This is a genomic window from Paraburkholderia sp. MM5384-R2, from assembly GCF_014201025.1.
GTDB lineage: Bacteria > Pseudomonadota > Gammaproteobacteria > Burkholderiales > Burkholderiaceae > Paraburkholderia > Paraburkholderia tuberum.
This window is the reverse complement of the sequence record NZ_JACHDI010000046.1, coordinates 22,763-36,636: the sequence shown is the minus strand read 5'-3', so window position 1 is coordinate 36,636 and position 13,874 is coordinate 22,763. Positions and strand designations below refer to the sequence as shown.

Here is a 13,874-nt window from a genome sequence, read left to right as displayed (position 1 = left end):
GATCGACATGCGTTGGACAGGATCGTCCGGAATATGGTGATCAATGCGGTCCGTTACACGCCTTCCGAGCAGCGAGGAACGAAAGGACATGTTCTGGTGAGCTGCCAGAGGCGTGGCAGCAGCCGCGTAAAGATAAGCGTGTGGGACAACGGCATCGGTATCCCTGAAGACAGACTAAACGATATCTTCAAAAGCTATGTACAGGTCGATAATCCCGAGAGAAATCGTGAGAAAGGGTTCGGACTAGGTCTGTCCATTGTCCAGGGTCTCGCCGACCTTCTTGGTCACGAACTGGACGTGGACTCGGCACCCGGGCGGGGATCGCGTTTTTCGGTGACGGTCCCCTTCGTAGGACTGATCCCGCCAGAGTTGCACGAGGTTCAAACGGTTGAAAACGGCGACCCCGATTTGACCAATATGGTAGTGGCGATCATCGAGGACGATAGCGACTTGAGAATCGAAATATCGATGCGCCTGATCGAACATGGATGCTACGTCGTGGCAGGAGAATCATCGCACGACGTCATCGAACAGTTGCGCATGGAGGCTTTGGCAAGTGGTCCGCACTTCATCCTCTCCGACTACCGGCTGGAACACGAGGACGGCGTTGTTGCGATTGCGGCGGTCCGTGCTGCTACCGACGCTTCGATCCCTGCAATCCTGTGGTCGGGGGACACCTCGTCAGCTGTGCTCAAAAAAGTAGCCGTCAGTGGCATGAAGCTTTTGTCGAAACCGGTTTCGGAACAGACCTTGTTGAACATACTGGCGAAACACAAACCGAAAGCATTGACCGAAGGCGGATGAAAGTGACGGCGGAGGAGATAATGCGTGGGTAGCAGAGGTCTTCAGGACAGTCCCTTATCTGCCTCCCTTCCAAGGGTTAACTCGGCACTGACTCTAAGTGCAGCTTCAACGCGGTTTCTGACTTGAAGTTTGTCGTAAATAACACAGGAAACCTGTCTGACATGTCCGTCGGAGACGTTGAGCTCTCTTGCGATCTGTTTCCCTGAGAGACCACGTGCAATGCAACGCGCCAAGTCCCACTCTCGCGGAGAAAGTCCAAGATGATGCTGATTCCGGCTAGCTGAGGGCGCTGGTGTCGCGCAGGCAAAGCGCAGCAAGACTTCTTCTGGAATCCAGAGTTCACCTCCTAAAATCCTGCTCAGTCCAATGAACATCTTTTTATGCGCACCTCCTTTCAAAAGGATGCCCCGCGCGGCGTAGTCACGCATGCACATTCGCAGAATTTCGACTTCTTCATCGTTTGCAAGAGAGAGTCCCGTGCAGATGACCACGGGAACATTGGACGGATTTCCTGCCTGAAAATGTTCGAGTGTCGTGGCGCCACGGTTATCACCATCCAGATTTAGGTCCAGGAATACTAGGTCTGGGGGAGGTATCTCTCTTACTTTTTCAAGCGCGCTGGCAAGCGTAAATACTGGCGTGATTTCGATTGGCGTTGCGCTCAGCTCCGACGCGTGTGATTGGACATATTCGGAAAGAGCAACGCAAAGAATTTCGTGGTCATCGACCCATAGGATTTTCATGGTCGCTTCTCCTCTTTATACATCCGAGAAAAGCAATCGATCCGGCGCTACTTTTGTGCACGGCACGGCGCTGCTTGACAGCTTAGCATATCAGGCGAGGGCCGCAGAACCTTGAAGGATGGACAGAGAGCATTTCGCTTGCGGGCCATCTGAGCTAACGCACCGCCTTGGTGATCGCCCAGCGGAGGCATGTTATTCGTCGAATCCAAGGAGATCCATTTGAGTTCTGCGCGTTAAGCGGTGCAAAAACAGATTACCTCGGTGTCGGTTGATTTTTTTGGAACTTCGCGGAAAAGTGTGATGGTTTTTCATGATGAAAACGTCGGAGAGCCAATCTGGGTAAGGGTTCGCGCGTCTTGATGGCCTCGCGAAATGGGGCATGATTTCGCGATCGCAACAGTTTGTCGCTTGATTAGGTATTTACCCCACCCCTTCCAGCTTCTAGACTATCGCCATTTGCTATCGACACATGGGTTTGTCGCTCATATCAAAATAATCTCCTGAGGTAGTCGTCATGAAGTCGATCATCAAGGCCTTGACCATCGCCGCCCTCATCGGCGCCCCGCTCGCTTCCTTTGCGCAGTCGAGCCAGCCCGTGACGCGCGCGCAAGTCCGCGAACAGCTCGTCCAGCTTGAAAAAGCTGGCTACAATCCAAACGACTGGATGCACTACCCGGCAAACATTCAGCAAGCTGAAGCCGTCGTCGCGCAACAGAACAGCAACAACACGGCCTACGGCGCGGAAACCAGCAGCACGTCGCAATCTGGCAAGTAAGAATTCAGCCGGCTCTCCCGGCATCTTGAAACAGGCCCGCATCTCGCATGAGAGCGGGCCTGTGCTATTGGAGTTGATGAACCCTCCGCCTCCGGGCTCCGGTGACTTCGCCCGGGCCGGATGGCTTGAGTGTTTTTTGTCCGATGCGCAAACTTGCGTTCAATAATTCAGACGGCCTTGCGCAGGAAGCCCTGATTACCACCGTTGCGGTTGGGCGCGAAGCCGTTGGCCTGCAGGGTCTCTTCCGCTGTGTCGTAGAAGACGCCGATCTTGCTGATTTCACGCGCCTGCTGGGCGGTGGCCACCTCGCGGCCGAACTCGCGCGAGATGCGCACCAGTTGCTCGATCTGCTCGACTGTGCTCGCCTTCTTCGTGCGCGTCTGGTTCCAGAGGCAGTCCTCGGTGCCGCAGCGCACGTGCAGGCCCAGCGCAATGCCCATCATGTTGACCGGCAGCACATTGCGCACTGAACTCTCCACGGTAAGTACCGTGCCGTCCGGCGTGGCGCGCACGAAGTTGGCAAGGTTGTAGATATTCGGTGCGTCCATGCCACCGCTGATCGCCACCCAGTTCATCACCAGCGGGCCCTTGTAGATGCCGCGCCGAATCAGCCGCTCGACCGACTCGAAACTATTGATGTTGTAGCACTGGAAAGCACTCTGGATGCCCGCTTCGCTCAGGCGGCGAATGTGCTCCTCGGCCCAGCCGGGCTGCGCCGGCGCCGTCATCTCCTTGTAGGCGTTGTAGATCGCGGGAATTTCTCTCGACGTGCCCTTGAAATCCGCCAGCTCCGCATGTTCGGTGACGTTCATCTGCGAGGTGTTGATCGTCACCGTGACCTGATCGGGTTCGGGATCGAGCTCGGCCAGCATGTGGCGCGTGTCGTCGCTCAGCCACTTGGCCGCGGCACCTTCGGTCTCAGGCGCGAAGCTGATCGAGCCGCCCACCTGGATGACCATCTCGGGTACGCGGGCGCGCACACCGGCGATTAGCTCGTTGAACTTCGACAGGCGCTTGCTGCCCTTGCCGTCGAGTTCGCGAACATGCAGGTGCAGCACGGTAGCGCCGGCGTTATAGCAATCCACAGCCTTCTGGATCTGCTGCTCCATCGTGACCGGGATGTCCTCAGGGAAGTCGGACGGCAGCCATCCTGGGGCATAGGGCGCGGCCGTGATGATCAGGGGTTGCTGATTTTCAGGGTAAAGGGAACCGTCGAGAAAGTTCATGTCATGTTTCCAAAGGCAGGTCGGGAGTAAGGAAAGAAACAACCAGCGCGAGGCCAGTGGCGTGGAGAGAATTTTCTGACGCCGTATCCAAAGGTGCTTGGCACACGGCGCCACGGCGTCTCCTTGACCGTCCCCCCAACTCAGACCGCAGCGCCGGTGCCCAGGGTGCCGGTGAGGGCTGGCGCCACATCCAGCTTCACGTCGGAGATACCGGCCGCATCCGCGTCATAACTGCGCATTGCGATGACAAAAAGCACCGCGGCCAATATGCTGAAGAGAGGAATGACGGTCAGTGCCCACTGCAAACCCCATTGGTCAGACAGGACACCCGCCAGGAACGGACCCACCGCCAGTCCAAGCACGTTTTGAAACAGGGAAAGTACGGCCGCGCCGGTCGAGCGCACACCTGGGTGAATGACGTCCATGGCAACACCGGCAACCAAACCGACGGTGCAGTTCATGAAGAAACCGCCAAGCAGGATCAGCTTGAACTGTGCATTCCCCGTGTATGAGCCGCCAAACGCCACCACGAGAATCACCGATGTGATCAGGCACAACACGGACAGCGCGGACAGTTTGTTGCGCGGTGTGCGAAGTGCCAGGCGGCCCACCACGATGCCCCAGAACGTGCAGCCAAACGCGCTGACCAACACCACCGCCGCGGCCGACTTGGCTGCAGCCTCCGGGGCCATGCCGTGGAAACGGTTCAGGTAGCTGGGCAGCCACGACCACATGGCTGACACCGTAATCAGTTGTGCCGCCGCTCCAACGCAAACCCATAGCAGCGTTCGCGTGCGCGCCATCGTGACAAAGATGTGCTTGAGCGTCCCGCCCAGAGACCGGGTCGCCTGGTTCAAGCCTGGCGTCAGTGCCACCGTCTTGTAGTCGCGCACGAAGAGATAAAGCAGTGCCAGCACGAGCCCAGGTACACCGACCACACCAAAGGCGGCCTTCCAGCCCCACCTCGCCGCGATCATGCCCCCCAACACCACACCGAGTACTGAACCCAGCGATGGAGCAGCGTAGAAGATGCCGAGCGCGGCGCTCCGCAAGCGCTTGGGAAACAGTGTCGAGATAAGGGCTACTCCTACCGAGCCATAGCCGGTTTCACCCACCCCCACCATCGCACGCGCCGCAAACAATTGACTGTAGTTAGTCGTGAACATGCACGAGATCGTGGCAAGGCTCCAGGTGATAGCCATCACCACGATGCTCTTTACACGGCCCATGCGGTCTGCCACCAGCGCTACCGGCAATCCCCCCACCCCCACCACGATGGAAATGATGGAAACCAGGGAACCCAGCTGTTTGTCACTCAGGTTCCATTCGCTCTTGATGTGGGGAAATAGCGAGACGATCACCTGCCGGTCGATAAAATCGAAAAACATGAGCGCGAAGGTCATCGCAAAGGCAAACCAGGCCTGCCGCCTGCTCGTCAGGTAGTCGTCGTTGTTGCCGCCCTCAGGGTCATCGGGTATCACGTGCATGCTTGTCTCCTAACATTTTTGAAATACCGGCCACGGTCCTGACTTCGCGCGCATCAACCCATCACGAAGCGCTGCCCGTCATCGACCGAAAGCGTCGCGCCCGTCATGAAATCGTTCCCCGGCGATGCATGCAGCAACAACGCACCGTCGAGCGCTTCGGGCGTGCCGAGCCGTCGGCGCGGCAGTCCTTCAACAATCTTCTTGCCGGCCGGCGTCTGAAACAGTGCACGATTGATGTCGGTCTCGATGAAGCCCGGATTGATCGCGTTGACATTGATGCCGTAAGACGCCCATTCGTGAGCCATCGATCGGGTCAGATGCTCGAGCGCCGCCTTGCTCGCGCTATAGATCGACAGATTCGGCGAGTGCGTTTGCGCAGCGAGCGAGCGAACAGATGTTGATGATGCGTCCGGGCAGCGCGCTGGCGACCAGCCGTCGCGCGAACGCCGTTGCCGTGAGAAGCGCGGCCTTCGTATTGACGCCAAACACGCGGTCGAACATTTGCGCGTCGACATCGATCAACGCGGCGCGACCGCCCGCTCCAGCATTGTTGACGAGCGCCCAGAGCGGCGCCCTGGTTCGCTGGATTTCGTCGAACACGAGAGCAACCGCCTCCTGGTCCGTGACATCGACCGGAAAGTGGCGCGCTACGCCGCCATCCCGCACGATCATGTCTTCTGTCTCGCTCAACGGATCGGCCCGCCTGCCCAGCAGCGCGACCTGCGCGCCGGCTGCGGCTAGCGTGCGCGCCGCCTGGCGGCCCAGGCCTGACCCTGCACCCGTGACGACGACCGTCAGATCTGACAGGTCGAAGTATCGGGCGACAACACTCCTATTCATCGAACTCATGGTTATCCTCAGTTTGGCGTTATGTGCCGTGCCAGGTGCGAGCGCAAGATCTCGCCACCCGTGCCCCTGCGCTGACTTACTGCGAGAAGCTCGAGAGATCCTTCGGTTCGATGCCGTCCTTGTGGCAATGATCAAGATAGCGGCGCATCGCAGTGCGCCAGTTTTCTGTCGCGGCCAAGTTGCCCTTTCCGTCGAGATAAAGCAGCTCGCCAGAGACGACATTGAACGTGACAACTTCACTGTCCGACACGGCAATGGGCGTATGACTCGTGGCGGCAGTCTCGTAGACCACGCTCCCTTCCCTTGCGACCCAATCGTGCTCCAGATACTTCCAGCTACCCCGAACCGTATAGACAATCACGGTGCTGGTGTGGTGATGCGTCGCGAGTTTCGCGCCCGGCGGTATCTTTAACAGGCTGATCGTTTCGCCGCGGACCGGATCGATCTTGAAGTACTTGATTTGCACGTCGTCCGAATACGGCGCGTAAGGCATCCAGGGAAGGTCTTCATCATTGAGACAACCGGTATCAATGGTTTCAAACAACATGTCGCGCATTCCTCATAGAAAATCCCACGCCTTCGATGCGTGGCTCGGGCACTGGTCTTCAAATCCCGCAGGCCCGTCCCTTTTTTCCCCGCCAGTGGCACGTGGCGATCGTTCGGTCATGAAAGTTCGCGAATGAACTCTTCGGCCCGCGGCCACTCGCCATGGCCCGAGGCCGGATTCAGATGCCCGACCTCGCCAAGTTCGACGAAGCGACTGCCCCACGCCTGCGCGAACTCGCTGGCGCGATCGAGACGCGTCAGAGGATCGTTGCAGCCGGCCGCAACGATGCTCGGAAACGGCAATCTGCCGCGCGGTATCGGCAGCCAGCCATGCTCTTTCAGTACGTCGATCGCCGGGTAGCCTGCCGGCATGGGCGTCTCGAGATCCGCGGGTGCCGCAAGCAGTGCGCCGCGTACCTCGCATGTCGCACCCCGGGCCACCCAATGGGCGACCATCATCGCGCCGGCGCTGTGCGCCACGATGATCACGGGCCCCTCGATGGTGGCCAGAGCGCGGTCGATCGCGTCGACGCGGGCCGCGCAGCTCAGCTTGTCGTGCTCAAGCGGGGCGACGCTGCATGCAGGGGGCAACTTCGCGGCCAACAGGGTCTGCCAGTGGTCCGGCACATGCTCACGCAGGCCAGGGACGATGAGAACGGTTGGCGTCATAGAGTTCATGTCGATCATTCAGTAAGGCATGTCACCGATGAGGGTGATGCGTTCCATCTTGCGGTGGCACGGCGGTTAGTCCATCACTGCGCAGTGCTGGGTTGAGCGGTTGCCCCCGGAACGCAACGGTGTCTTTCTTCCAACGAAAACGCGCGTGACGTAGTGTGGGTGTGGCGTGACGTAGTGTGGGTGTGACGGGTTTCCCCCGCTTGACATTACATGACAGGGACTTACCATTCTGTGCCAGTCTTCTATTCAGCTCTCAGATGTCGTCACTTGTCCGCGCTGCGAGCCTCACCAACTACAGCGAGGTCGCTCGTGCCGCCGGACTGGACCCGGTGCGGATGCTCCTTGACGCGGGGTTAAGCCCGGGCGTACTGCGCGAGCCGGACCTCATGATTCCGGTCGAGCGTGTCGGGCAACTGCTGCATGCCTCTGCAACCATGTCGGGCAACGAGAGTTTCGGACTGTGCATGGCCGAGTCGCGCCGGTTGTCCAATCTTGGGGCGGTAGGATTGCTGATCCGCGACCAGGCGACGCTGCGCGACTCGCTTGACATGCTGATGCGCTATCAGTCCTTGCTCAACGATGCACTTTCGCTGGCGGTCGAGGAATGCGGTGAACTGGTCATCATTCGCGAAGCGGTCATTGCGGGCAATGCGCATCAGCCGACGCGCCAAAGGGTCGAACTGGCGCTAGGTGTCATGGTGCGGTTGATACGCCAGCTCCTCAAGGCCGACTGGCAACCGCGGCGGGTGTGCTTCGAACATCCGGCGCCGCACGACACGAGTACACACCAACGGTTTTTTGGCGGTTGCGTCGAGTTCAACTATGACTTCAACTGCATCATCTGCGCGAAGGGCGATCTCGACGCACGCAACCCGTCAGCCGATCCCGCGATGGTGCGCTACGCGCAGCAGTTGCTAGACGCGTCTGTCGCGTCGAAGCAGGCGACCGTGCTTGAGGACGTGCGGCGCACGATCTTGCTGCTGTTACCCAGTGGACGCTGCGGCATCGAACAGGTGGCCGAGCACCTCGGCGTGGTGTGCCGCACAGTCCAGCGCCGGCTGGCGGAACAGGGGCAGAGCTTCTCGTCGATCGTCAACGACGTCCGCAAGGAACTCGGCACGCGTCATGTCATCGAGAGCGATCGTCCGTTGACCGAGGTGGCGACCCTACTCGGTTTTTCCGCTCCGAGCGCATTCTCCCGCTGGTATCACACGCAATTCGGTTGCAGCGCCAAGGAGAGCCGGGCGGCGCGCGGCGCAGTGCACAGACAGACAGCACCTGCGCCGGCGAGAAGGGCATAACCCTTTACTAAGCCATGTGTATCGCCGAGGACGGCTGATCCAGCGCGTGAAGGAACCGGGGGTGCTGTAGCCCAGTGTCAACTCGTCCCCTGGCGCTTAGCGAGGCCGCCGTATGACAGCGTTGTATCGATGAACCCCCGCACGCAAGGCGAATGCTCGCGAACACGATACGCCACTGCGAGTTCGACCTGATCTTCGAAGTCGCTTAAAGGTTTGAACACCACGCCGGGTTGGGCGAATCCCTGGATGGATTGAGGCACGAGGGCTACCCCGTAGCCCGCAGACGCCATGCTGACCGCAGTAATGAAATCGTTGACCCGATACTCCGGTTGCGCGTCGAACCCACCGACGCGGCCAAGTCTGGCGAGATCCTCCGCGAAGCCGGCCGCCTCATTGAACTGCGGCGCAATGAATGACATCCCCCCCAACTGGGAAGCCTTCACGGCTTTCGCGCGCACGAGTGGGCTGTCCGCCGGCAGAGCAATCAGCAAGCGTTCGCGCTGAACGACTTTGGCTGTGACCCCGTCGGGATAGTGCGCGCGAGGCCGAATGAAACCGACATCGAGGGTCCCGTCCGACAAACGTTCCAGTTGCGTCGGTGTTTCCATCGCCACGATGTGCATGCGGACGTCCGGGCTCGCCATCCTGAATGCCTTGAGCGTATCGGGCAGCAGCCCGGTCGTAACGGCCGAGCCGATATAGCCGAGCGCAACGTGACCTGCTTCTCCTCTTGCGGCCAGACGCCCGATGCGGTCGGCGCGCTCCAGTTGCCGCAGTGCGGCCTTGGCTTCGAACAGAAAAACGTCGCCTGCATTGGTTAGCGTGATCGCCGCACGTTTGTTGCGGTTGAGCAGCCGTGCGCCGAGATCGGTTTCGAGCCTCTTGATCTGCTGGCTGAGCACCGATTGTGCGATATCGAGCCGGTCGGCTGTGCGAGCGAAGTGCAAATCTTCGGCCAATGCGACGAATAGTTTGAGTTGCCGGCTATCGATCATCTTTAATCTCGATTTGCAAATAAAAAAACAGTTTATACGTATTTAACGAATCACAGATAAGGAGTCAAATAACCATACTTTCTTCACAAGGACACATTCATGAGCTCTGTCACCGCATTGCCGATGGCCGCATCGGTCGATTCGCAACTGAAGTTTTCGATCGAGCGTCATCCGCATCACGAACGTCTGCGTCATATCACGGTGCAACGTGACGCGTTGCAGAAATTCTTCTCTTCAGTCAAAGACATCGACCTCCAGAACCTCGAGTACGTACCGTTCATGCGCTTTATGGTTGCGGACGCACTCGAGCGCGCAGTCGGCGACAGTTTCGCCCCGGCCCTTCGGCAACTCGTGCGGGACCGATCCACCGGAGGATTCACGTTAGGCGTCCAGGACGGGACCACCGATCCTCGCGATTTCGTCCTTTTCGGAACGGCAGTCGGGTACCTGCTTGGACCGGCGAATCACGACGCGATGTCCGGCACGTATTACGCGCGCTTCCTCGTGAAGGACACGGACAACAGCGACTCATACCTGCGTCAGGCATACCGCCTGTTCACGCTGCACACAGACGGAACCTTTGTCGAAGAGCCGACCGAATGGCTGCTCATGATGAAGTTCGCGGAAAAGAACGCGCTCGGCGGCGAGTCGCGCTTCATGCATCTCGACGACTGGAGCGAGCGCGACACTTTCCTCAACAATCCACTCGGCACCCGGCCATTTCTCTACAAGGCGCCCGGCTCGAAGAACGTCGATGCGCAAGTCGAACGCCCCGTGTTCTTCCAGACCGAGTATGGCCTGGCAATGTCGTTCATCGATCAATTCGTGCAGCCCCGTTCATCCGCCGAAGCGGTTTATCTGCACGACTTGTCGGCGTCGATGGAAGCGTCCTCCGCGACGCGCGAGGTACCGCTTCCCGTGGGCGACCTCGTGGTCCTCAACAATTATTTCTGGCTGCACGGCCGGGCGCCGTTCAAGAAGGATCCGGCGCTTCATCGTGAACTGATGCGCCAACGCGGAGTGTTCTCAAAATGACAACCGTCCAGCATCACCGCGGCTATGACGCGGACGTCCTTATCGTAGGCGGTGGCATCGTCGGTGTATCGACGGCCACGCAACTGATCGAACGTCATCCGGGACTGAGCGTGCTGCTGCTCGAGAAGGAGGCCTCACTCGCAGCTCACCAGTCCAGTCACAACAGCGGCGTGATCCACGCCGGCGTGTACTACGCGCCGGGAAGCCTCAAGGCCGAGTTCTGCAGGCGAGGTGCCGCCGCGACCTATGAGTTCGCCCGCCGCCATGACGTGCGGGTCGAGCAATGCGGCAAGCTGATCGTCGCGACCGAACACGTCGAAATCGAAAGGCTGAATGCGCTCTACGCACGTTGCGAGCAGAACCGGCTCGAACCACAGATGCTCGATGAGGCGGCGTTGAGGGAACTTGAGCCGCGCATCGCGGGTCGCGCGGCGATCCGCGTGGCGTCGAGCGGAATCGCGGACTATCCGGGCATGACCATGACGATGGCGCGACTCGCGCAGGAGCAAGGCGCGCAGATTCTGCTGAACCAGCGTGTCGACGCGCTCCACGAGGACGAAAACGGCATTACTGTGGAGACCTCGGGCGGCCGCTTCCGGGCAAAGCACGCCATCGTCTGCGCAGGGCTGATGGCGGATCGCCTCGCGAAGATGTGCAATGTCGATCTCGATTTTCGGATCGTGCCGTTTCGCGGCGAATACTATCGGTTGCCGGCGTCGAAGAACGACATCGTGAAGCACCTGATCTATCCGGTGCCAGATCCTGAGCTGCCCTTTCTCGGCGTGCACCTGACGCGCATGATCGGAGGATATATCACGGTGGGTCCAAACGCCGTGCTGGCGCTGGCGCGCGAGGGCTATCGCTGGCGCGACGCAAATCTGAAGGATCTCGCCGGCATGGCAACGTTCCCGGGCTTCTGGAAGATGCTCGGAAAGCATGGCACATCGGGGCTCATCGAAATGCGCAACTCGCTGTGGAAACGGGGCTATCTCGAACTGTGCCGCCGATACTGTCCGGAACTCGAACTGTCCGACCTCGAGCCTTACCCATCCGGCGTACGCGCGCAGGCTGTGATGGCGGACGGCAGCATGGTGCATGACTTCCTGATCCGTTCGTCACAGCGCAGCCTGCACGTATGCAACGCACCTTCACCGGCGGCGACCTCCGCGTTGCCGATCGGCAGCTATCTCGTCGATGAGTTCGACAAGCGTTTCGATCTTGCTCCACTTACCCGCTCGCACTCGACAGATCAGGCACATGGTCTGGCGACCGGGTAAGCACACGGCCAGGCGACCTTCTGCATAGGAGATCAAAGGAGGCGCCTGCGCATGGCGTGCGCCGTGCGGATGACTTTGGGTCGCGGCCAGTGCGCACGGTGCATACTGCAACTCAAGCTGCGGTATATTGAGCCGGGACAGGAATCTGGGGCTCGACCCATTCAATTCAGAAGCTCGTCAGCCGGGACTCTCGCCGCCAGGAGGGAGTTAAGAGATGCTGACGACGGGACTCAGGAGATAGCATGGTTTCCCCGTTCAATATGCCGGGCGAGTTCGTCCAGGGTTTCTTCAAATCCGGGCAGAGCCTGCTGCACGCCTTCACCGGCATGAGCGGTGATGCACCCGCCAGCGCAGGAAGCACGCCGGTGCCGGCGTTGGCATTGATCCAGGCGCAAGCCCATTACTGGCAGCAGCAGATGGCCTTGTACATGGGCATGGTCGCGAGCGCTACCGGGAAAGCCCCGGCGCCGACCGTCCAGCCCGAGCGCGGTGACCGGCGGTTCAGCGCGGACGCCTGGAACGACAATGCCTGGTACAGTCTTCTGAAACAGACATACCTGCTCAACTCGCGCCTGCTCAGCGACATGGTCGAAGCGACGGCCCTCGGTGAGAAGGAAAAGCACAAGCTGCGTTTCTACTCGCGTCAGTTCATCGACTCGATGAGCCCGGCCAACTTCGCCGCCACCAACCCCGAGGCGATGAAAACCGCGCTTCAGACGCGGGGCGAGAGCGTGCGTACCGGTTTCGCCAATCTGCTCGAAGACCTGAAGCGCGGCCGGATCTCGATCACCGATGAAACTGCCTTCGCGGTAGGCCGCAACGTGGCCGTGTCAAAAGGCTCGGTGGTGTTTGAGAACGAACTGTTCCAGCTGATCCAGTACGCACCACTCACCGGCGAAGTCGCCGAGCGGCCGCTCGTGATCGTGCCGCCCTGCATCAACAAGTTCTACATCCTCGACCTCCAGCCGGAGAACTCATTCGTGCGTTTCGCGTGCGAACAGGGGCACACGGTGTTCCTCGTGTCGTGGCGCGACCCTGACGCGGACCTGGGCCACATCACCTGGGACGACTACATCGAAAAGGGCGCGATCAAGGCGATCGAGGTCGGGCGCGCGATCTGCGGCGCTGACAAGGTCAACGCGGTCGGCTGGTGCGTGGGCGGCACGATCCTGTCGTCAGCGCGCGCGGTACTGCGCGCGCGCGGCGACGAGCCGGTGGCAAGCCTCACGCTGCTCACGACCATGCTCGATTTCAGCGACCCGGGCGATCTCGGCGTGTTCATTGATGAACAGGGCGTGTCGCAGCGCGAGCAGACCATCGGGCGCGGCGGCATCTATCCGGGCGGCGAACTTGGCTTCGTCTTCCAGACCCTGCGTGCCAACGATCTCATCTGGCCATATGTCGTCAACAACTACCTGAAGGGCCGTGCGCCGCAGGCCTTCGACCTGTTGTACTGGAATGCCGACGATACCAACCTCCCCGGCCCGATGTACGCCTGGTATCTGCGCAACATGTATCTCGAGAACAACCTGTGCAAGGCAGGGCGGCTCTCGATGTGCGGCACGCCGGTGGACCTTGGGCGGATCGACATGCCGAGCTATATCTTCGGCACGCAGGAAGATCACATTGTTCCGTGGCAGGGCGCGTATCGCTCGACGCAACTGGTGGGCGGCGAGACGCAATTCGTGCTTGGCGCGAGCGGACATATCGCGGGCGTCATCAATCCGGCATCGAAGAACAAGCGCAGCTTCTGGGTCGACGGCACGCTCGGCGATGACCCGCAGGCATGGCTTGCGACGGCGAAGTCGCAGCCGGGAAGCTGGTGGACGCACTGGATTAACTGGCTGAAACCGCATGCGGGCAAGCAGATCAAAGCGCCTAAGCGGGCGGGCAATGCGAAATACAAGCCGATCGAGCCAGCGCCGGGGCGCTACGTCGCGAGGCACCCGCCGGAAGTGATGGGCGCGTGACCGGCAAGGTCCTTTAGGCCCAGCCCTTTCAAGGGCTTCACCATAAAGTCATGTTGCGGGCGAGTTTGCCCGCAACATACGTCAGGATTGGTCCGCCTGCCGTAGTTCGCGCAGATGCGCCTGCGCCTCCTCCGCGCTTTCAAAGATGTACGGGCGACGTCGCGGTTCCGCAAGGCATCCCCCAGCTT

14 protein-coding genes are annotated in these 13,874 nt (G+C 60.1%); 6 read left to right on the top strand and 8 right to left on the bottom strand.

The window, feature by feature from the left end; all coding sequences use genetic code 11:
* A partial coding sequence (locus HDG37_RS36765; protein ID WP_184056233.1) for an ATP-binding protein occupies positions 1 to 804 on the top strand: 804 nt, incomplete at its 5' end.
* Between the two features lie 41 nt (positions 805 to 845).
* Here the strand turns inward: HDG37_RS36765 and HDG37_RS36760 are convergent.
* On the bottom strand, positions 846 to 1,547 hold the full coding sequence (locus tag HDG37_RS36760; protein ID WP_184056231.1) for a response regulator transcription factor: 702 nt from the start codon (positions 1,545 to 1,547) through the stop codon (positions 846 to 848).
* A 514-nt stretch (positions 1,548 to 2,061) separates the two neighbouring features.
* On the opposite strand from HDG37_RS36760, the gene HDG37_RS36755 reads away from it, so the two are divergent.
* The gene (locus HDG37_RS36755; RefSeq protein WP_184056229.1) at positions 2,062 to 2,322 is read left to right on the top strand and encodes a DUF4148 domain-containing protein; all 261 of its coding nucleotides are present in this window, start codon (positions 2,062 to 2,064) and stop codon (positions 2,320 to 2,322) included.
* A 167-nt stretch (positions 2,323 to 2,489) separates the two neighbouring features.
* On the opposite strand, the gene HDG37_RS36750 is transcribed toward HDG37_RS36755, so the two are convergent.
* The 6 genes from HDG37_RS36750 to HDG37_RS36730 all read right to left on the bottom strand — a co-directional run bounded on the left by HDG37_RS36750 (position 2,490) and on the right by HDG37_RS36730 (position 7,108).
* Entirely contained in the window at positions 2,490 to 3,548 is a 1,059-nt protein-coding gene (locus HDG37_RS36750; RefSeq protein ID WP_184056227.1) for a 3-keto-5-aminohexanoate cleavage protein, read from the bottom strand.
* Positions 3,549 to 3,688: 140 nt separating this feature from the next.
* Positions 3,689 to 5,035, bottom strand: coding sequence for an MFS transporter (locus HDG37_RS36745; RefSeq protein WP_184056225.1), 1,347 nt, complete (start codon positions 5,033 to 5,035; stop codon positions 3,689 to 3,691).
* 53 nt (positions 5,036 to 5,088) lie between these two features.
* A complete protein-coding gene (locus HDG37_RS39875) occupies positions 5,089 to 5,385 on the bottom strand; it encodes an SDR family oxidoreductase (RefSeq protein WP_311541861.1) in 297 nt (98 codons plus the stop codon).
* On the bottom strand, positions 5,378 to 5,884 hold the full coding sequence (locus HDG37_RS39870; RefSeq protein WP_260335247.1) for an SDR family NAD(P)-dependent oxidoreductase: 507 nt from the start codon (positions 5,882 to 5,884) through the stop codon (positions 5,378 to 5,380). The genes HDG37_RS39875 and HDG37_RS39870 overlap by 8 nt, the downstream gene beginning before the upstream one ends.
* Positions 5,885 to 5,960: 76 nt before the next feature.
* Positions 5,961 to 6,431, bottom strand: a complete 471-nt coding sequence (locus HDG37_RS36735) for a 2,4'-dihydroxyacetophenone dioxygenase family protein (protein ID WP_090810160.1) — start codon at positions 6,429 to 6,431, stop codon at positions 5,961 to 5,963.
* 116 nt (positions 6,432 to 6,547) lie between these two features.
* Positions 6,548 to 7,108, bottom strand: coding sequence for an alpha/beta hydrolase (locus HDG37_RS36730; RefSeq protein ID WP_184056240.1), 561 nt, complete (start codon positions 7,106 to 7,108; stop codon positions 6,548 to 6,550).
* A 257-nt stretch (positions 7,109 to 7,365) separates the two neighbouring features.
* Between HDG37_RS36730 and HDG37_RS36725 the strand changes: the two genes are divergently transcribed.
* Positions 7,366 to 8,409, top strand: a complete 1,044-nt coding sequence (locus tag HDG37_RS36725) for an AraC family transcriptional regulator (RefSeq protein WP_184056223.1) — start codon at positions 7,366 to 7,368, stop codon at positions 8,407 to 8,409.
* A 77-nt stretch (positions 8,410 to 8,486) separates the two neighbouring features.
* On the opposite strand, the gene HDG37_RS36720 is transcribed toward HDG37_RS36725, so the two are convergent.
* Positions 8,487 to 9,404, bottom strand: coding sequence for a LysR substrate-binding domain-containing protein (locus HDG37_RS36720; RefSeq protein ID WP_184056221.1), 918 nt, complete (start codon positions 9,402 to 9,404; stop codon positions 8,487 to 8,489).
* Between the two features lie 99 nt (positions 9,405 to 9,503).
* Here HDG37_RS36720 and glaH point away from each other — a divergent pair, with 99 nt between their 5' ends.
* From glaH to phaC, 3 genes are all read left to right on the top strand, one after another.
* Positions 9,504 to 10,439 carry a glutarate dioxygenase GlaH gene (gene glaH / locus HDG37_RS36715; protein ID WP_090806683.1) on the top strand — a complete coding sequence of 312 codons (936 nt, stop codon included), beginning with the start codon at positions 9,504 to 9,506 and terminating at the stop codon, positions 10,437 to 10,439.
* On the top strand, positions 10,436 to 11,716 hold the full coding sequence (gene lhgO / locus HDG37_RS36710; protein WP_184056219.1) for an L-2-hydroxyglutarate oxidase: 1,281 nt from the start codon (positions 10,436 to 10,438) through the stop codon (positions 11,714 to 11,716). The genes glaH and lhgO overlap by 4 nt, the downstream gene beginning before the upstream one ends.
* A 242-nt stretch (positions 11,717 to 11,958) precedes the next feature.
* On the top strand, positions 11,959 to 13,686 hold the full coding sequence (gene phaC / locus HDG37_RS36705; RefSeq protein WP_184056218.1) for a class I poly(R)-hydroxyalkanoic acid synthase: 1,728 nt from the start codon (positions 11,959 to 11,961) through the stop codon (positions 13,684 to 13,686).
* Positions 13,687 to 13,874 lie beyond the last annotated feature (188 nt).